At 37.2% G+C, this 20295-nt stretch carries 17 protein-coding genes; 8 read left to right on the plus strand and 9 right to left on the minus strand.

Annotation, left to right across the window (positions count from 1 at the left end):
• Positions 1–64 precede the first annotated feature (64 nt).
• Positions 65–2530: a glutaminase family protein gene (locus tag HQN83_RS06315; RefSeq protein ID WP_173089481.1), complete on the minus strand. Its 2466-nt coding sequence runs from the start codon at positions 2528–2530 to the stop codon at positions 65–67.
• Positions 2531–2802: 272 nt separating this feature from the next.
• On the opposite strand from HQN83_RS06315, the gene katG reads away from it, so the two are divergent.
• Positions 2803–5079 (plus strand): catalase/peroxidase HPI, encoded by a 2277-nt coding sequence (katG, locus tag HQN83_RS06320; protein WP_173089482.1) that lies wholly within the window; start codon positions 2803–2805, stop codon positions 5077–5079.
• A gap of 93 nt (positions 5080–5172) precedes the next feature.
• Here katG and HQN83_RS06325 read toward each other — a convergent pair whose 3' ends face one another.
• Positions 5173–5658 (minus strand): hypothetical protein, encoded by a 486-nt coding sequence (locus HQN83_RS06325; protein WP_173089483.1) that lies wholly within the window; start codon positions 5656–5658, stop codon positions 5173–5175.
• Between the two features lie 200 nt (positions 5659–5858).
• On the opposite strand from HQN83_RS06325, the gene HQN83_RS06330 reads away from it, so the two are divergent.
• Both HQN83_RS06330 and HQN83_RS06335 read left to right on the plus strand, forming a co-directional pair.
• Positions 5859–6194, plus strand: coding sequence for a ferredoxin (locus HQN83_RS06330; RefSeq protein WP_173089484.1), 336 nt, complete (start codon positions 5859–5861; stop codon positions 6192–6194).
• Positions 6194–6745, plus strand: coding sequence for a hypothetical protein (locus HQN83_RS06335; RefSeq protein WP_173089485.1), 552 nt, complete (start codon positions 6194–6196; stop codon positions 6743–6745). The genes HQN83_RS06330 and HQN83_RS06335 overlap by 1 nt, the downstream gene beginning before the upstream one ends.
• 6 nt (positions 6746–6751) lie before the next feature.
• On the opposite strand, the gene HQN83_RS06340 is transcribed toward HQN83_RS06335, so the two are convergent.
• The 3 genes from HQN83_RS06340 to HQN83_RS06350 all read right to left on the minus strand — a co-directional run bounded on the left by HQN83_RS06340 (position 6752) and on the right by HQN83_RS06350 (position 9137).
• Positions 6752–7291 (minus strand): NADPH-dependent FMN reductase, encoded by a 540-nt coding sequence (locus tag HQN83_RS06340; RefSeq protein ID WP_173089486.1) that lies wholly within the window; start codon positions 7289–7291, stop codon positions 6752–6754.
• Between the two features lie 68 nt (positions 7292–7359).
• Complete coding sequence (locus HQN83_RS06345; RefSeq protein WP_173089487.1) at positions 7360–8061, minus strand: peptidase associated/transthyretin-like domain-containing protein; 702 nt, start codon at positions 8059–8061, stop codon at positions 7360–7362.
• Positions 8062–8144: 83 nt separating this feature from the next.
• Positions 8145–9137, minus strand: coding sequence for a hypothetical protein (locus tag HQN83_RS06350; RefSeq protein WP_173089488.1), 993 nt, complete (start codon positions 9135–9137; stop codon positions 8145–8147).
• Between the two features lie 125 nt (positions 9138–9262).
• Here HQN83_RS06350 and HQN83_RS06355 point away from each other — a divergent pair, with 125 nt between their 5' ends.
• The 3 genes from HQN83_RS06355 (at position 9263) to HQN83_RS06365 (ending at position 13838) form a co-directional block, all read left to right on the plus strand.
• Entirely contained in the window at positions 9263–9832 is a 570-nt protein-coding gene (locus HQN83_RS06355; protein WP_173089489.1) for an RNA polymerase sigma factor, read from the plus strand.
• 71 nt (positions 9833–9903) lie between these two features.
• Positions 9904–10890, plus strand: coding sequence for a FecR family protein (locus HQN83_RS06360; RefSeq protein ID WP_173089490.1), 987 nt, complete (start codon positions 9904–9906; stop codon positions 10888–10890).
• A gap of 173 nt (positions 10891–11063) precedes the next feature.
• The gene (locus HQN83_RS06365; protein ID WP_173089491.1) at positions 11064–13838 is read left to right on the plus strand and encodes an outer membrane beta-barrel family protein; all 2775 of its coding nucleotides are present in this window, start codon (positions 11064–11066) and stop codon (positions 13836–13838) included.
• Between the two features lie 65 nt (positions 13839–13903).
• On the opposite strand, the gene HQN83_RS06370 is transcribed toward HQN83_RS06365, so the two are convergent.
• Positions 13904–14287, minus strand: a complete 384-nt coding sequence (locus HQN83_RS06370; RefSeq protein WP_173089492.1) for a winged helix-turn-helix transcriptional regulator — start codon at positions 14285–14287, stop codon at positions 13904–13906.
• A 93-nt stretch (positions 14288–14380) separates the two neighbouring features.
• On the opposite strand from HQN83_RS06370, the gene HQN83_RS06375 reads away from it, so the two are divergent.
• Positions 14381–15121: an SDR family NAD(P)-dependent oxidoreductase gene (locus HQN83_RS06375; protein ID WP_173089493.1), complete on the plus strand. Its 741-nt coding sequence runs from the start codon at positions 14381–14383 to the stop codon at positions 15119–15121.
• An 8-nt stretch (positions 15122–15129) separates the two neighbouring features.
• On the opposite strand, the gene HQN83_RS06380 is transcribed toward HQN83_RS06375, so the two are convergent.
• A complete protein-coding gene (locus HQN83_RS06380) occupies positions 15130–15795 on the minus strand; it encodes a hypothetical protein (protein ID WP_173089494.1) in 666 nt (221 codons plus the stop codon).
• A gap of 363 nt (positions 15796–16158) precedes the next feature.
• Between HQN83_RS06380 and HQN83_RS06385 the strand changes: the two genes are divergently transcribed.
• Positions 16159–18390 carry a B12-binding domain-containing radical SAM protein gene (locus HQN83_RS06385; RefSeq protein WP_217277340.1) on the plus strand — a complete coding sequence of 744 codons (2232 nt, stop codon included), beginning with the start codon at positions 16159–16161 and terminating at the stop codon, positions 18388–18390.
• Between the two features lie 90 nt (positions 18391–18480).
• Here the strand turns inward: HQN83_RS06385 and HQN83_RS06390 are convergent, their stop codons facing one another.
• Positions 18481–19008 carry a DinB family protein gene (locus HQN83_RS06390; protein ID WP_173089495.1) on the minus strand — a complete coding sequence of 176 codons (528 nt, stop codon included), beginning with the start codon at positions 19006–19008 and terminating at the stop codon, positions 18481–18483.
• 130 nt (positions 19009–19138) lie between these two features.
• Positions 19139–20152 carry a hypothetical protein gene (locus HQN83_RS06395; RefSeq protein ID WP_173089496.1) on the minus strand — a complete coding sequence of 338 codons (1014 nt, stop codon included), beginning with the start codon at positions 20150–20152 and terminating at the stop codon, positions 19139–19141.
• Positions 20153–20295 lie beyond the last annotated feature (143 nt).

A 20295-nucleotide genomic window follows, 5' to 3' on the forward strand; every position in this document is an offset into this window, starting at 1 on the left:
ATAAAACAAAAAAAAGAGGGCGTCTACCAGACGCCCTCTCATATTCATTTCAGTAAATGCTGGTTTATTTTCCTTTTAGCTTGTCGGCAAAAAGTCTCATGTAGAAACCGCCAACTACGCTTCTCGCTTTGAAGTTGTCACGAATACCAGTATTAGAATCATAGAAATCGTTTAAAGGAACACGTGATTCTGTTTCGATTGCATGTCTGTAAACTGGACTTACAAGTGCTTCAAAATCTTTTTGTGTAGGAGCAAAAGTTGCTGTCCATAAGATCCAGTCATTTTTAGTATAAGCTTTTCTGCTGTCTAGAGGTAAGCCAAATTTATTCTGTTTATTCAGATAATACTTGATCTCCGTATCATAAACTTTTTGTGGGAACAAGTTTAAATCTAAAACTTTATCCCAAACCAGGTTATATTTCTGGCTCCAGGTGTTTTTATCGTCAAAAGTTAACGCATAGTGATCACCAGCGTCAGCCATTTCTATCCATTTAGGTACCATGCTTTCAGCTATCGCTCTGTATTTATTAGCAGTTTCAGTATAGCCAAGTGTTTGAGCCATTTGAGCGTAAGAAGCAATCCCTACAATTGCCTTAACTGATAAGTTTGCATTTCTAGCCAAGTGACCGGCAAAATCATCCGTGCACAACTGTGTTTTAGGATCCAATCCTTCCTTGGTTAGATAATCTGCCCAGATAGTTAATGTTTTCCAGTGTTTTTTTGCATAGTCACCATTACCCTGAGCCTTAGTAATTGCTGCGGTAAGGATAATCATATTTCCGGATTCTTCTACAGGCATTGGCTCACCATAAGTTTGACCATTAGCCAATGGATAGGTTCCCAAATCGTGTGCAGCCCATGGATGAGGATATTTGCCGCTTTCGCTGAAATAGAAAATGCCGTTTAACATACCTTGCAATAAAGTCGGATTGTAAATTAAGTAAAGCGGTGCCGAAGGGTAAGTTACATCTACAGTATTGATGAAACCACCACTGTTATTTTCTTTAGACAACCATAAGATTTCACCATCAGGACTTTTTACCAAAGTATGGGCCGCAATACTCTGACGGTAACCTAGAATACACAAGTGTGCATATTCCTTGCCACCGGATTTAAATGCATCAGCATATACCTCTTTGTTAAAAGTCTCGCATTTCTGCATTACCTCTTTGTATTGATTAGCTGCATCAGTCAATTGACCTTCCATAGTTTCCTTACCAGAGTTGTTCCACCAAGGTCTTAGGTTGTTTTTGAAATATTGGATGGCTAAAACTTCATCATAACCTAGTTCAACGAAACGTTCTACAGGTTTTTGACCAACAGTTCCAAAAGGAACAACTGTATTTAATGCAAGCGACTTTCCACGTGATGCCGTAGAAACTGAAGAACCATTTCTGAAAGCATCAGCTGCAGTATTAGCACTTGTGATGAACTGTATAGCGTTGCTGGTTTTAGGCGCAGCTACATAGAAATAACCCCAGTCGATACGCATATCATCTGCGCCTTTTTGCAGAACCGGTTGTTCTACTGTACCTGCTTTAAGGATAGATAATTTAGCGGTTGAGTATTTTTTTGCAGTTACTTCTTGCGATGGCTTATATACAGCAATATTTGAAGAAGCACTTAAGAAAACTTTTACTGCGTGATTCTTTTTGTCATTGGCTTGCACATTGTAGGTGATATAAGAAACCGGGCGAGCCAGTAAGCCTAAATCATTCATAAGTAAAGGCGAAGTAAAGGTCAGTTTTAAATCTACTTTACCACAAGTAAAACTATAGATTGTCTGCGTAGCAGTTACTTCTACATTTTTCTGTTTCGCTAGTTGAATCTTCGCTGCATTGTCCTTTAGTTTATCAGCCAAACCAAAGTCCAGATACCTGCCACCAGCCGAATTAGCCAAGTGGATAGCGATCACATTCTGGCCAGCCTTCAAATCGCTTTTGTTGATCGGGAAATACTGAAAAGTATTGGTCCAACCTTGTTTTTGATATACTTTTTTTCCATTCAGAAACACTTCGATGTTGTCATCATGGTTCATCTTTAACAACAATTCATTGATGCTGGCAGGATTGGCAATATTGAAAACTCTTCTAACCCAGATGTCGTCAGATTTCCAAAGTGTTTTTACCTGCTTGGCGTCATCACCTATAGGAGCAGATCCCGACTTCCAGTCACTGGCAGCATAAGAAGCCGACATCCAGTTGCCCTGAGGAGCTGTTTCAGTATACTTAACTGTATATGGTGTTTCATCTGAAGTTCCAAGTATTGTTTTGTAGCTTGCCTCTTCCTGTCCGAGGAAGCGGTAGATGTTACCATCCACATTGATCAGACCTAAAAGCGAGTGATCTGCACCTGTCCAGTGTGTAGTAGTAGATGCATTAAGCTCATCTGTATTAGACCAGATGCTGAAATTAGGATTGTGGGTGATTAGCGGATAGGATGGTGCCTTCCTGTCCTGAGCTTGGGTTTGGCCAATTGCGAAAAAGCAAGTCAGCAAACCCAAAAACTTTAATCTGTTAGATTTGTTCATCTCTGTGTGTGTAGAATTAATTTTGGTTATTTGAACTGTAAAATTAGGTGATTGAGATGTATCAGGATTGTATTTCTGTCTCAACATTTAGCATATGCGTCTCAATCTTGCTGAAATATCCCCATATTTTAGAATTACATTTCAAATGGCCCAATAGATTTTAACTATCTAATTATAGAATTAAATGATTGTGATTATTTGTTCTAATATCATAAATTTATAAATAGTCAGAACGACCTATTAAATAAGTTCAACACCATAAATTAATAAAAATGGAAAACGAATCAAATGATATCAGTAAATGCCCATTTCATAATGGAACTATGAAACACAATGTTGGTGGTGGCGGTACCAGAAATCGCGACTGGTGGCCCAACCAATTAAAGTTAAGTATCCTGCGTCAGCATTCTTCATTGTCCAATCCTTTGAATGAGGATTTCGATTATGCAAAAGCTTTTAATAGCCTTGACTTGGAGGCCGTGAAAAAAGACCTTCATGCACTTATGACTGATTCGCAAGATTGGTGGCCGGCAGATTTTGGGCATTATGGTCCGTTGTTTATTCGTATGGCATGGCATAGTGCAGGTACCTATCGTGTAGGTGATGGCCGTGGTGGTGCCGGAGCAGGACAACAGCGTTTTGCCCCACTTAATAGCTGGCCTGATAATGTAAGTTTAGATAAGGCCCGCAGATTGCTTTGGCCAATTAAACAAAAGTATGGCCAAAAAATTTCATGGGCAGATTTGATGATTTTGACCGGAAATGTGGCGCTTGAATCAATGGACTTTAAAACATTTGGGTTTGCTGGTGGAAGGGCAGATGTATGGGAACCGGATGAGGATGTGTATTGGGGCTCTGAGAGTACCTGGCTTGGCGGCGACCTGCGGTACGCCCACGGATCAGAAGGTGTTGAAAAAGAACATGGAGTAGTGTCGTCAGACGATAATGCTGATGGTAATATACATTCTCGTAATTTAGAGAAGCCACTTGCTGCGGTGCAGATGGGACTTATTTATGTTAATCCTGAGGGACCTGATGGAAACCCTGATCCTGTCGCTGCTGCTAAAGACATCCGTGATACTTTTGGTCGCATGGCAATGGACGATGAAGAAACGGTTGCGTTAATTGCAGGTGGCCATAGTTTTGGTAAAACGCATGGTGCTGCTCCAGCAACGCATGTAGGTAAAGAGCCTGAAGCTGCCGATTTGGAAATGCAAGGTTTGGGATGGAAAAATAGTTATGGCTCGGGTAAGGGTGCTGATGCCATTACAAGTGGTCTCGAAGTAATCTGGACAAAAACACCAACCAAATGGAGCAATAATTTCTTCGAAAACCTGTTTGGTTTTGAATGGCAACTTACTAAAAGTCCTGCCGGTGCAAACCAATGGGTAGCTAAAGATGCCGGGGATATCATACCGGATGCATTTGATAGCTCAAAAAAACATGCGCCTACAATGCTTACCACAGATATTTCATTAAGAGTTGATCCGGTTTACGAAAAAATATCAAGGCGCTTTCTGGAAAATCCTGATGAGTTTGCTGATGCTTTTTCGCGTGCTTGGTTTAAATTAACACACCGTGATCTTGGACCTCGTGCTCGTTACCTGGGTCCAGATGTACCAGCTGAAGAACTACTTTGGCAAGATCCTATTCCTGCGGCAGACTATAAACAAATAGACGAAAATGATATTACAGTTTTAAAAGCAAAAGTATTGGAGTCAGGATTGAGCGTGTCGGAACTGGTTTCTACAGCATGGGCTTCAGCTTCTACCTTCCGTGGTTCTGATAAACGTGGTGGTGCTAATGGCGCGCGTATTCGTTTGGCTCCTCAAAAATATTGGCAGGTAAATAACCCGGCACAGTTACAAAAGGTGCTTGATAAGTTAGAAGGTATTCAGAAAGATTTTAATGGTGCGCAAGCGAGCGGTAAAAAAGTTTCTTTAGCAGATTTGATCGTACTGGCCGGTGGCGCAGGTATTGAAAAAGCGGCAAAAGATGCAGGACACACAATTGCAGTTCCTTTTGCAGCTGGTCGTACAGATGCTTCGCAAGAAAAAACAGATGTGGATTCTGTAGGCTTTTTGGAGCCAATAGCAGATGGTTTCCGCAATTACCGTAAATCAAAATTCCCTGTATCTACCGAAGAATTGTTAATAGATAAAGCTAACTTACTTACACTTACAGCTCCTGAGTTAACAGTTTTGGTAGGAGGTATGCGCGCATTGAATACAAATTTTGATGGCTCTAAACATGGTGTTTTCACCTCACGTGCCGGCCAGCTTACCAATGATTTCTTTGTAAATCTACTCGACATGAGGACCGCATGGAAGGCCGTGTCTCAAGATAGAGAACTATATGAAGGTAGTGATCGTGCCAGCGGTGCTGTAAAATGGACCGCTACCCGTGCAGATCTTGTCTTTGGTTCTAACTCGGAACTGAGGGCTATCGCAGAAGTATACGGAAGTGCGGATGCTCAGGGCAAATTTGTGAAAGACTTTGTCGCAGCTTGGAGTAAAGTAATGAATTTAGACAGATTTGATTTATTGTAATTAAATCATAGATGACTTTCATGAGCACCGTTAACTATAGCATGGCTATTGTTAACGGTGCTTTTTTTAGATTTGATGAAGCGGAAGAGGTTGTTATTCTATTTTCTTTAATAACCTATAATAAACTGCATTCCCTTTTCCATCGTCTAGAGACATTATCAGATTTCCCTTTTTTAAGAAGTCATTTACATCAATTGCAAACAAATTCACTCCCCATAATTCTTGATAATCCTTAATTTCTTTGTTGTCTATAGTCAAAAATTGGCCATCTAATTTATAATTTGGCGTTTTATTAGCTGGTAGAGAACTAAAGACTTTTTTCAAGTCTTTCAATGAATAATCATAATCTTTGTCGGACATCATTGAATATACTTTACCATTTTCATAGAATGCAAACCACTGATGTTTTTGAGGCCAAGGATTGACTTTGTTTACTTTTTCCTCATTTGGAAATTCAACCTTTTTCCAGAAACCGATCAACTCTGAAATTTTTGGAGGTCCGCCTGCTTCTGATTTATTTTCTTGTCCAAAAACAGAAAGTGAGAATAAGGTCAATAAAAGGAGTATTGTGTTTTTCATTATTAAATGCAAAAATCTTATCATTTGTCGTATTTCTATATTTTAGCTTAATTTGGTAATTATGCAATTATCACTAATGTCCAAATGTATGGAGTTTTAACTGAGCTAGTTGCTCCGAAATGGAGATTATTAGAATAAAACTTTCGTACATTTAAAAGTAGTAATTCTAAACAAATGCCTAATAACTAACAAAAATACAAATGAAATTATTTGACTTTGTTTTTGGAAACAAGTTGCCCAAAAGATTTTCTGAAAACTCTGAAGGAGATTTTTATGTTAAGAATCAGGTTTGTACTGCTTGTGGGGCTCCGGAAGCAGAGGCGCCTGACCTAATTGATCATTCAAAGACTGAGTGGGGACACTGCTACTTTAAAAGACAACCACAGACACCTGAAGAGCTTGAAAGAGCTATATGTGCCATGGAGGTTTCTTGTGTTTCAGGTATAAGATATGGTGGAAAAGATGAGTCAATCCTTAGGCAGCTTTATGAGAGAGGTTTAGGGGGTGAGTGCGACTATAAGCCTGCTAAGCACTAATGAAAAAAAACTTACTTTTTCCCCTCTTAATGATACTTTTATCGTGTCAACACAAGTCAAAGACGTTAGATGCGGGCCATTTCACTATTGAAGTACCAAGCAGCTGGAAAATATTAAAACAAAAAAGTATTGATTCTTTTGTTGGGAAAATTGCAATTGACGAAACGGACACTATTTCCTTTGACCTAGGTTGGTATTCAAGTTCATTGGAAGAAGAAAAATCGTACTATTTGGAAAATGACCGTGTGTTTTTACGAGATAAAGAGAAATCAAAATCCGATACGCTCTTTTATAAGTATTATGGAAGAAAGGATACTGTTAATCTCGAAAAATTTTTAAAGAATAAAGTAAGCTTTGAAATAATTGACAATAAAAAAGTTAAAATAATATACCCGAAGAAAACAGGACATGGTACAACGGGAATATATATTGACAGCGTTTGGGTCAAAGGTTCAGAAGTTGATAGATTTCAGTTAAATGGGGAAGACCTTAAACCCGAAAATGAAAAAAAACTACTTTATGCGATAAGAACAATTAAGTTCAAAGAATAACTAAGCTTAATGAGTTACTATTTGAATTTTAAAGGCCTCAATAAATTTCGTTAACTGCGCTGAGGTATCAGGGTTTGTTATTTCTCCCTGCTCATTTATTTTACCTTTTATCCCCTGGATTAATAAAGTCGTGTCTTCAGTAAATTTTGTCATCAGGGTGCGCATAATAAGCTGCAGTTCTTCGTGTCCCTTCTCACCATTAGCTGAAGCAGTGATTATACCGATTGGTTTATCACTAAACACAGTTACAGCAATACACCACTCAATCACGTTTTTTAATCCGCTTGGAATACTGAAAACATATTCAGGAGTACAAATTAAAATTGCATCAGCCTGATTTACATTTTCTCTGAAATCGAGAACTTCCCTTGGTGTATTTTCAATAGATAATTCAGGGTCGAAATGGGGTAGCAGTTTTAAATCAGAATAAACCGTAACGTTGAAATCATCTATCGTCATTTTTACAAAATTTTCTACAAGCTTTTGATTCGAAGAATTGCGGCTTGCACTGCCGACAATTGCGAAAATATTTTTCTTTTTACCCATTATTTATCCTTAAAGCTAGTAGATTTTTTGAGCAACAATATACTGATTGAATTAGAAAGAATTTTATACTAATTACTTTTCAATGAAGGCGAAATCCTTTTCTCTGGTGGTAATGCCTTAAATTCTTTATATGCATCCATCAAATAAAACTTCAAATCATCGTCATCCATCTTGTCTAGTTTTTTAATAGTTGGTCTATACAACACCATAAAGTAATCCAGCTCAGCTCCTGTCAGTGGAGTTAAGGCTTTGACGACCTTTTCATTAAAGCGTTGATCAATCTTGCGCTCAGTTACTTCACGCTCTAATTTCCTTTTAAAGCGCCTTGCAAACTTTCCCTCCCGACCAAAAATCCTTGAAAGGGAGAGTGCGAATGGCTGGTTCTGAGCCAGCCTAATAACTTTCGCTTTTCGATATACGTCTGCATACTGTATTTCAGGCTGAAATGCCTCAGCCTTGATTTCTACAGTATTAAGAAATCTGTTGTTCAGGATCATGTATTTACGTATAGGTTTTACATTGATCAAAAATAGTGTGTCGGAAAAGTAACCCGGTTGAATGAAAACCAGTGTTTGATTGACAGTGGCCTTAATTTTAAACTCGCCTTTAGCATTAGTTGTTGCCTTTTCTTTGGTGATAACATTGTTTACTTCAACATTTTCTAACAAGAGACGTGAATCCCTGTCGACTACTGTACCGGTGACAACCTGACCCGAAACCTGCTGTACCAGATAGCATTGTAAAATTAAAAGGAGAGCTATTAAACGCATACATAAAGTTATGTAATTACGATGGTTTAATTTGTTAACTCACAGTGGGCTAGGTGTTAAATAGTGTTAAAGTCTGCGGTCAATCAATTAGCGCCATTTGCAAGAACACCAAGAAATTTAGCCACAGCAACTTTATCATTTTTGTCAATATTGGCCTGTGAAAGTGAGCTGACAACAGTTCCTGTTGCAACAACTATTTTAAATCTATAATTATCAATAGGGTAGGTCTTCAGATCAGGTGGATTAACTGTAGCTGCACTAAAGAAGAAGTGTAATCTTACTTCTCCAATTAAAGTATCGTAATAAATGCTATAATCGTATGTGTTAAATGAGTCTCTGATATTAAAAGGAAGCGGAATCCATGCGTTTTGATTAGCTATGGGTTGAGATGATATGTAAACCATTACAATACCATTTCCATTCAAAAAATCTGAAGTTAGTGCCGCTGCTTTTCTTTCATAATATCTTGTGGTATACAATATGTAAGATCCAGGGCTAATTCCAAATCTGTAATAAGAGTACCAAAGCCAATCTGGGCTTGTTAATGAGAAAACATCAATCTTAATATTTGCATTTCCCATTGGTCCTTGTGGTCCTTGTAAAGCTGTTGGAGTTCCCCAACTGGTAGCGGTTTTTGGCCCATAGAAATTATAGGTCGTTTTATCTAAATAGTAATCGCCTACAGTACCTAAATTGGTTGCAGGAATTCCTGTTCCTGACAATATGGTTTTACCATTGGTGCCATTTGTTCCCGTTGCTCCCTGTCCTCCGGTTGGGCCTGTAGCTCCATTAGCGCCATTTGTACCTTTAAGATTTAATGAACTGCCCCAACCATTGCTTGTTTTTGGTCCGTAAAGATTAGCCGTTTTTACATCAAGATAGAAGTCACCGTTCTTTCCTAATGTTAAATTCGGAGTTCCTGTGCCATTTAGAATCGTACTGCCAGCTGGGCCCGCTATACCCGGATCTCCTTTTGCACCCACATCACCTTGTGGTCCTGCTTCTTTTTTACAAGAAGAAAAAATAAGCATACTCAAGGTAAAAATCGCCAAATAAAAATAGAAACGTTTTCTCATGACTTTAAGATTAAAATGCACTTAAAGTTCATCAAACTAGTACTCTTAAGATAGTATAAATGCGACAACTTCCTATATGATGGAAATTCTGTAGCTTCGCCAATAATAATTTACGCTAAAGATAAATGCCGGTATACAATTCATTAAGCGATCTCCAACTGATCGATCTTTTAAAAAAAGATGATGAAGCCGCCTTTACTGAGATATATTCCCGTTACGCAGAGAACCTAACCGGATTTGCCAGTTCTAAATTGTATAATTTGGAGGACCCACGCGATATTATTCATGACCTCTTTGTGAAATTGTGGGAAGAAAGGAAACTACTTAAAGTAGATCGAAACCTGGAGGCTTATTTATTTACCTTAGTTCGCTATCGAATCATTGATAAGATCAGAAAAAACATTACCCATGAGGACTACATTGGGATGGCATTGGCTCTGCATACAAGTTTAGGATCAGAAATTGAACAACAAATAGCAGTAAAAGAACTAAAACTGAGTCTTGGGAAATCTCTCGAAAAACTATCTCCAAGAGTAAGAGAGATTTACCACTTAAGCCGTGAAGAAAACTTAAGTATTCCAGAAATAGCAGAGAAATTACAGCTTTCTGAGCAAACCGTTAAAAATCAGCTAACATCAGCATTAAAGCATTTACGTCAGTCATTAACGTATCTATTCTTACTCTACTTCTTATAACATTAAAAAATATTTCATTTTCTTATAGTACCAATCGGTAGTTCATACGACTATTGTGAAAATCCGATAAAATGAATCGTTACAATATCGAAGCTTTATTAGACCGTTATCTAAAAAAAGAAACTTCCATCGAAGAAAATCAGTTGATTGAAAAATGGCTGGCAGAAAATGGAAATGCTGATTCCAACTGGAAACAGCTAGATAGTTCCAGTAAAGATAAGTGGCTGTCAGACGTATTTATGGACATTAAAGCTTCCATTAAGCAAAATGAACCTAAAGTTGTACCAATAAAATCACAAAAGCATTTATGGTACAAAATTGCCGGGGTAGCAGCAGCACTAATTCTGGTTTTTGGCCTTTACTTAACCTGGCCGCTATTAGAAAAACGGATGTTACCAACTGATTTAACTTCAATATCCATTCCTGATCATGAGAAAAAGCAAATAACACTTGCCGATGGCACCAAAGTTTGGTTAAATGCAGGCTCCGAATTAAAATATGCGAAAGCTTTTGATGGAAAAACAAGAGAAGTATATCTTTCTGGTGAGGCTTATTTCGATGTAAGACACGATGCCAGCAGACCCTTTCTAATCCATACAGGTAAGGTGCTTACCACGGTGCTTGGAACGGCCTTTAATATTAAAGAAGATCCAAACAACCATACACTTGAGGTTACCGTAACCAGAGGTAAGGTAAGTGTAGCTGATGATGGTAAACTTTTAAGTATTCTTACAAGTAATCAGCAGGTAAGTGTCGATTTGCTGACCAGAAAACCTACTGAAAAAACAGTAGATACTAAAACTGTCATTGCCTGGCAGGATAACGATATCCTTTTTGATGACATCACATTTGCAGATGCAGCAATACAGCTCGAACAGCATTTCGATGTGAAGATTGCCTTTAATAACGAAAAACTAAAAAACTGCAGATTCAGCGGTGCCGCATTGAGGGGAGATAAACTGGATAAAATCTTAGATGTGATTACTGACTTTAATAATGCGAGCTGGAAACTAACATCTAGCGGACACATAATGATCTATGGCGAAGGCTGCAATTAGTACTAATTAAAACCTATTTAGATGAATAACGACTAAGCTTTATATATGCTGGATATGCTTCAAGGAAGTATAATCAGATAAAATAACCCGTAAACCGACGGCCATCGGTCTACAGGTATCCCGGAATATCCGGGGTCTTAAATAATTGGAATCACTTAAAACATTTTAAAACTATGAAAAATTCTGCAATAGTGTGGAATATAGGGAAGGCATGTGCTTATCCCATTGGTATAACATTATTAAATAAACACTTTATAATCTGGTTGATGCGGGTAAGTATTGTCATATTTCTTTTCTTCTTAATTTCTTTACAATTCCTCATGGCTGTACCGGTAAACGGTCAGAAAATGAGCGACTATAAAGTGACACTCAAGTTGGAAGATGAAAGTTTACTAGCCGGTATAAAAAAGATCGAAGCACAAACAAAGTTCAGGTTCTACTATAGAAAATCTGAGATCAGAGAAATTAACGATCTAAACTTAATCCTTAGCACCAGAACAGTAGAAAATACATTGTATGAACTACTAAAGAATACAGATTTCTCTTTTCGGCAGATTGATAATAATATTCTGCTGGAAAGACGACAGCAGCAAGGATACATGCTAAAGGGGAGGGTAATTACTTCCGACCATAAGGCTGTTGAATTCGCTACAATACAAATCATCAAAGCGAGTAACCAAAATATTATAGCCTCTGCACTTGCCGATACTGCCGGCAGATTTAACCTTACCGTTTATGAGCAGGGCGATTACCTGCTTAAAGTATCTTCCTTTGAAACGGATAGTTTAACACAAAAAGTTACAGTAACAGATGCTAAAATCCTTCAGTTACCGGATATTATTCTTAACATATCAGCCATAAAATTAAGCGGTGTTACCATCTCTAGTAAAATACCTTTGATTAAACGATTAGCCGATAAATTGATATTAAACGTAGAAGGCAGCGTATACGAAAAGGGGGAAGATGCACTTAGGTTATTTAACGTTATACCGGGTGTCCAGGTAACAGGAAAGGATATTTTATTCAGAGGATCCGAAAGCGTTACGGTTTACATAGATAATAGAAGAATTCCGTTGATAGGAGATCAATTGCTCACTTATCTGCGCTCTATTCCTTCGGAGTCTATAAAATCGTATGAGCTAAAGGCTGTTCCTGGTGCCGAAAATGATGCACAAAATGGTGGCGTAATTATTAATATTGTTCTAAAATCTGAATATAAGTACGGGTTAACCGGCAACCTAAATGCAGGCTATTGGTATAATAGATATAGCAATGCTTTTGGTTCAACTTTTTTGAACTATAGAACCGGGAAATTGAATGTACAGGGCAATTTTAATTACAGGAATACACGAGCTTTTTACGAAGACAATATTACTCAAGAGTTTAAATCTACCGGAGTTTACAGTCCTCAAACCGAGAAGTATACGGAGCATCTTTATACTATTGGTTACAATGTTGGTATCGATTATAAACTAACTCCCCAACAAACAGTAGGAGTTGATTTTAACCTGTTTGCTAATCCTGGAGATATCAGTAATAATAGCATTACCAATATCAATTATTTAGCAAATAAACAGGCAAATTCCATTGATTCATCTTCATATACTAATAGGAGTACAACTTTTCGTTATGTTAACCAAATGACCAATGTTTTTTATCGCAATAAGCTCGACACTCTTGGTAGCAAATTAGATGTGGGTTATAGTTACATAAATTATAGTTTGAGAGACCCTGCCGCAATAGAAACCCAATTTTTAAATGCTGAAGGAGTTGAGTTTCATCCTCGTGACAGCTTATTTACCAAAACAATGGGTAAATCTATGATTCATGTAGCCAATATGGATTTAGAAAAATATTTGTCTAAGTCATTGGTGTTAAATGTTGGAGGTAAATACACTGCTTCAAAAACTGATTACTCTATAAATTATCGAAGTGGTTTAAATGATCAATCCCCATTGGACACATTGCAGTCGAACAGATTTTTGTATAATGAATATATATTGGCTTTTTATGGGACTCTTTCCCAGTCTTTCGATCAATGGAATATAAAAATAGGACTGAGAACTGAGCAAACTAATTATAATGGATTATCAGTAACAACTGGGCAAACTATTAACCGTAACCAGTGGGACTTATTTCCTTCGGCGTATATAAATAGAAAATTAGATGAAAGTCATTCATTTACGCTCTCTTATGCCAGAAGAATAAATCGCCCTGGATTTAGAGACTTGAATCCTTTTGTAGTTTATACAAACCTCAACTTTATCCAGCAGGGAAATCCAAATTTGCGTCCCTATTTTAGCAACAATCTACAGCTGGAATATTTATTAAAGAGTAAATATTCATTAACCGTTGGGTATCAAAACACCAATAATGCCATCGCAACCAATGTCACTAACATTGGCGACGTAATCATTTCAAAAGATGAGAATATCAACGACAATTACAATGTTTTTATGTCTGGGTATATACCTGTGCAAATAACAAAGTGGTGGGAGTTTAATACGAATGTTACGCTGAGATATAGAACCATAGATATCCAGACAACACCCCTGGTGCACAGATCGAAGTTTTCACAAAACATATGGGCAACAAGTAAGTTTAACTTGCCAGGCAAATATTTTGTTGAAGTCTCCGGATCTTTTAATAGAAACAGTTTTTATGATATCTATGACCAATTTAATGTCGGGAAACTGGATTTGGCTATTAAGAAAAGTTTTTTCAATGATAGACTCACCTCGAGGATTGAATTACAAGATCCTTTCCATTTGTATAAACCACAATACGAAATCAATACACCTGAGCTCAGAAGAAATGTACTAAGAAACAGATTGGATTGGAGTAGAAGTGTTGGTGTTTTCCTTAACTACAATTTTTCGAGAGGAAAAAAACAGAGCAACAAGGAGAATATAGACGCGGCAGGAAATGAAGCCAGAGGGCGTTTGTAATGCAAAAAATCCTTTTGAAAATAGAAGCCTTAGAGAAATCTAAGGCTTTATATAAGATTACATAATTAAAAATCAGATACCACAACACCTGCGTCCGGATTAACCTTGCTTCGATGCATATTTCCCCAATCTGACATGGCTTTCAGCATAGGTTGCATACTTAAACCGAGTTCGGTAAGTTCATATTCTACCCTTGGTGGAACAACAGGATATACGGTTCGCTTTACTACCTGATCAGCTTCTAATTCACGTAGCTGAGAAACCAGCATCCTTTCAGAAATCTGTTCTATAGAGTTTTTTAAATCACTGTAGCGCATAGTTTGGTGCATTAGCCTGCAAAGTATTGCAGGTTTCCATCTGCCTCCTAATACCGATAAAGAGTATGCCATGCCACAGCTATCGTTGATCTGCTTTTCGTTAATAGCATTCGTAGAAGATTCTTTTCTCATTTCTTACTTTTTTGTTAGTACCTGACAATTTAGTGTTTACCATCAAAAATAGGTATTAGTGCCTACTTTTGAATATAAATCAATAAAAATATCATGAAACGTTTAGAAAACAAAATAGCATTCATCACAGGCGGTGGTCGCGGAATGGGTGCTGCCATTAGTAAAAGACTTGCAGAAGAAGGGGCAAGTGTGGTATTAACTTATTCAAAATCCAGAGAAAAAGCGGAAGCTGTTGCCTCAGAAATTAACGCCAAAGGCGGTAATGCCAGAGCCGTTGAAGCAGATAGCATTGATCCGAAAGCTTTGACTAGTGCCATTCAAAATACAATCGGAGAACTCGGTACTATTGACATTCTGGTTAATAATGCCGGAATTTATATTGGTAAAGAATTTGAATCGCATACACTGGAAGATTACGAAGAAATTATGGCCATTAATGTTCGTGCGGTATACGTAGCTGCATTAGCCGTAGCAGCTCAAATGCCAAATAATGGTAGGGTCATCACCATTGGTAGCAATATGGCAGAGAATGCCGTCGGCCCTCAAACAACTTTATATACGATGAGTAAAGCTGCGCTTACAGGTTTCACACGTGGATTAGCCAGAGATCTTGGGGCGAGGGGGATCACAGTGAACCTTGTACAGCCAGGGCCAATTAATACTGATATGAATCCTTCGGATACAGCACTAGCCGATTTTCTGAGAAGCAGGATGGCACTTTCAGAATATGGAACGGGCGAGGATATTGCTGGTCTTGTTGCTTATCTGGCGAGTGAAGAAGGTAAGTTCATTACAGGTACTGCAATTACAATTGACGGTGGCCTTAATGCCTAATGTTTTATTTAATTTTTGCTAACTGAGATCTGTTTTGTAGATGGAACTTTCCTTGGTTTTGGACCTAAGCTTCTAAAATGGCTAAGGTCCTTCATTAATCCTATAATCAATTCCTTAATTAATTCAATATTGCTATCATCATGATTTAATAGTCTCAAACTGTCTTGCTCTGGAAGTTTAAGCTGCCGCTTCAATACAAGTGGTATTTTGTTACTTTGTGCCGTTAATGCATAAGCGTATAAGCTTAAACTTTCAATAAAACCTGATATTGTACGGTCATAGTATAGTTTTAATTTTTTTAAACTTTTAGAACGCTTAAAAAGCAGCCTATAAGGGTGGAATCTGATTGATTCCAAATTGATAATTTCATTTTGCAAATCTTCTTCTTCATCTATACCAAATCTTAAGGAAAGATCGACTTTATATTCAATAAGTCTTGTCATGGTATTAAGAGCGTTGTGAACGAAAGGGTCATCAATCTCTCTAAAAAAAGCTTCATGTTCTATGTGTTGCTCCCAGGGATCTTTGAAATCTTGACCATAGGATTTCATTGTTTTTTTAAAGGTGAAATGGTAAATATATTCATAAACATCTGAATGCATGTTCGTGATCACCACACCCAATCCTCTCATACAAAGGTTCAAATCAAACGGATCATTTCTAGATGGTTTCATAAATACTTTAGGTTTTATGTGTAACTTACATCAATAATAAATAATTTTAAAACATTAAAAAATTATCCATAGACAATTTTTTAATGTTTTAAATTGACAGCGTTTTATCCCCTTAATCGGATGGTTTCAGATTTTGAAAAGAACCAAATTTCATCCTAGATTATAGTCGGCCCTCGCACCATACTAAAAAGGGTCTTGTTCGGCCCTCGTTCGACCACAGCCGAACAAAGGGCGAATGAATCCGGTACAAGGTCCGAGGGATTTCAAGAACCCAAAAAGGAGCCAATTTTTTTGTAACCTAAAAACTTCTTATCAGCTTTAATAAAAAAACATCTATTTATAAGGGGCAATACCAAAATAATTATGGATATTTTTGTAGCGAAATACAATTCCATTTTGAAAACAGAACTTTTCCTTGTTACGCCACCTTTTACCCAGCTGAATACCCCGTATCCTGCGACTGCATATATCAAAGGGTTTTTGAACACTAAAAATATATCTTCAACTCAGGCCGATTTAGGTATTGAAGTAATCTTGGCTTTGTTTTCCAAAAAAGGCTTGGAAGATCTTTTTTTATTTGCTGAGGAGCAAAGTGACAAACCAAAAAGTTTAAATGCAAAGCGAATTCTTGCTTTAAAAAACGAGTACATCAAAACAATAGATGCAGTTATTGCTTTTTTGCAGGGTAAAAACCCAACCCTGGCTTTGCAAATTTGTCAGGAAGATTATTTACCGGAAGCCTCCAGATTTGAACAGTTAGAAGAGCTGGATTGGGCATTTGGCGCAATGGGAACGCAGGATAAGGGTAAACATTTAGCAACGCTTTATCTTGAGGATATTTCTGATTTTATTATTGAATGTGTAGATCAGAATTTTGGTTTTAGTCGTTATGCCGAGAGGTTGGGTAGGAGTGCAAATTCATTTGATGAGCTTTACGGAGCTTTAAATCAGGATTATACTTATATGGATAAGATTCTGATTGAAATTCTGGAAGAGAAAATTTCGGTCATTCAACCTAAGTTGCTGTTAATTTCTGTTCCCTTTCCTGGGAATTTGTATGCCGCTTTTCGATGTGCGCAATATGTGAAACAACATTATCCGGAGGTTAAAATATCAATGGGCGGTGGTTTTGCTAATACAGAATTACGTTCAGTGTCTGATAAAAGGGTATTTGAGTTTTTCGATTATATCTCGTTAGACGATGGAGAGCTACCTATTGAACTGCTGTATAACTCCATCATAAAAGGCGGAGAATTTAACCTTTACAAAAGGACTTTTCTATTGGAAAATGGAGAGGTTACCTATAGAAATGATGCTTTAAGGAGTGATTACAAGCAGTTTGATGTAGGAACACCAGATTATAGCGATTTGAAATTGGATCAATACATTTCGGTTATAGAAATCGTAAATCCAATGCATCGGATGTGGAGTGATGGACGTTGGAATAAATTGACAATGGCGCATGGATGTTATTGGGGGAAATGTACATTTTGCGATATTTCTTTAGATTATATTAAGGTTTATGAACCTGTTGCAGCTAAATTAATCGTTGATAGAATTGAAGAGCTAAGTCTACAAACAGGTCAGAATGGCTTTCACTTTGTGGACGAGGCTGCACCACCGGCTTTGATGCGCGAAGTAGCGCTGGAGATTTTAAGAAGGAAAATATCTGTAACCTGGTGGACAAATATTCGGTTCGAGAAAAGCTTTACCAGAGATTTATGCCTTTTGCTAAAAGCTTCAGGTTGCATTGCAGTTTCTGGTGGTTTAGAAGTTGCATCGGATAGGTTATTAAAACTAATTGACAAAGGGGTAACGGTTGAGCAGGTTGCTAAGGTTACTCAGAATTTTACGGAAGCAGGAGTGCTGGTTCATGCTTATTTGATGTATGGTTACCCGACACAAACTATTCAAGAGACTGTAGATAGTTTGGAAATGGTAAGACAGTTGTTTGAAGCAGGCGTTTTGCAATCTGGTTTCTGGCATCAGTTTGCTATGACTGCACATAGTCCTGTTGGCATGCATCCGGAAAGATTTGGTGTGGTAAAAGAGACTGAAGCTATTGGAACCTTTGCCAATAATGACATCAATTATATAGATAAAACGGGAATAGATCATGATAAATTTAGTTACGGCTTAAAGAAGTCGCTTTTTAATTTTATGCATGGCATTTGTTTCGATTACAAATTGCAAGATTGGTTTGATTTTAAGATTCCAAGGACCGCTGTTCCTTCGGATTTTATTGAGAAAGCCCTTGTGGATGAAAACAGATTCAATATTAAACCAACAGCTAAAGTAATTTGGCTAGGAGGGAAGCCAGATACGGAAAGTGTTGTAAAGCATAAAAAGGGTAATACTTTCGAAACAATGGTTTTAACTTTTCACGATAAAAAGGAAACCTTTAGTATTAATACCAATAAAAATGAGGGAGAATGGTTGATTTCCATGTTACAGAAAATAGCGGTCTCTAATGAGCAGGTTTATACTTTTCAAGAAATAAAAGCGGATTTTGAAGCTTCAATGGAGCATTTCGAACTATTTTGGCATTCGAAACCTATAAATAGTTTGAGGGGTTTTGGACTGTTAGTTTTATAACCCGTATTGTAAAACAAAAGCCTCACTTTTTTTGTGAAGCTTTTGTGAATCTCGGTCTATTACCCTTCCGTAGGGCTTAAAGGCAAATTGCTAAAAGAGTTTTTCTTGTGGTGGTTTTACACCTGCCAGTCTAAGATAAACGGTTGTTTGCCCTCTGTGATGTGCCTGATGCTCAAAAGCCTTAGCTAAAGCCAATCTTTTAGTCATATCGAAGCTTCCAAACAGTTTAACCTGTTCATCCAGTTGGGCCTCAGGCATCTTTTTAATATTATCAATCACAAAGTCATAACTGGCCAATACTAACTTGGTTACATTAGCTTTGGATTTATCACTGGTTTTTTCCAATTCGCCCTGGCCAAAAGGGCTTTTTGCACCTGTAGCAGCCGAAGCGAAACCATAGTTTGCATCCGATAGGTGTAATACTTGCTCTGCAAAAGATCGCATTTCAGGAGTAGGCTTTAAAGCATATCCGCTTTCTGGCATTGCATCCAGATATTCCTTAGTATAAGCTTTTGATCTTTCCCATTCCTTTACCAAATCAGCTACTTTTACTTGCGCTTTTGCCAATTGACTGCCTATGAGCAAACATAGTACAACTGCTAAACTTTTAAGTTTCATTTTTTTTAGATTTTAGGGTGAGTATTTATTTTTTGCTTCTAATAAATTTACGGATTTTTCCAATATGTAAGCTAAATTAAGTTGATGCCCTTTTACTGTTGTGATAAGACTGTATAACAAGAGCTAAAGCTCATTTGTTAGGTAAAGATTTAATAGATGTGGTTATAGGGAGTGGGGTTAATTCTACCAGTGCAGATGAATGGATATTGTTGGCAAAAAGTGAGGGCAGCTTAGTGCCAATTTGTTTTGCTACCTGGTTATGTCCGTAACAAGACCAATGCCCGTCATCGACATTTAAAATCCAGCTTTTTTGGTCTTTTCCTTTTTCTAATATAATATTTTTGATGTGGTATTTATTAGTCAATTCTACGATAGCCTGTTCAATTCCCGGATGAAAAACTAAGATTACTTTTTCCATGTCATAATTTTTAACGCAGTAGGCAAGCAATTTATTTACATCCGTTGCATCAAATTCGGGTTTTATTACAACAGAGTTTTCTTTAGCGTTTTTATGATCTTCTTTATTTTTTTTATCAACAACTAAGGCGAATTGTAAGTATAAGTAATACATGAGTTTAATATTGTAAAGTATATTTTTCACTCCAGGACTCTTTAAATTTCCATTTAGAATTGTATTAGTGTTTAGATCTATCTGTATTCGATCAGTATACCGTTGATTGAGAGAGGAGCTTTCTGGGAAATCGGCATTATTTACATAAATGAGGTGTAATTTTGGTTTGATAGTAGAATCTAATAGTTTACTAATCTGCATAGCTTCAATAAAGGTGACTCCAGGTCTTCCTGCTTCAAAAAAGCTGTAATCTTTAAAGAGGGATTTAAGAATATTTCCTTGATTGCAAGATGCCGGATTCATGATGTTTTCAATAAAAGAATCTCCAATAATAGAGATTGTAGTGTCTTTACTGGTATCGGATGTGCCTAGCCAACCATATTTATTTACTTCCCACTTTGTCTTTGCTTTGGTGTAATATCCTGTCTGACCAGGTATATATCGCTGTATTCCCATATCATCAACATACAATCTTGGAATATCCGGAACAAGCTTTTGTAATCTAATGACGAGTTCGGCGGAAACTCCAATCATAAAAGTAAATACCAATAGTTTTATCAAGAATTTCTTCATAAATAAATATCTTTTATAGCGGTAATAATTTCGTTTAAAATTGACAGTACATAAAGGTTTGAACTTGTCTCTTATAAGTAAGCATTGGATTATTTAGCTTAATGTTAAACAGGATAGGGATGGCATAATGTATAATGCATTCC

Origin of the sequence: Pedobacter foliorum, assembly GCF_013266735.1 — a bacterium.
Taxonomy (GTDB): Bacteria; Bacteroidota; Bacteroidia; order Sphingobacteriales; family Sphingobacteriaceae; genus Pedobacter; species Pedobacter foliorum.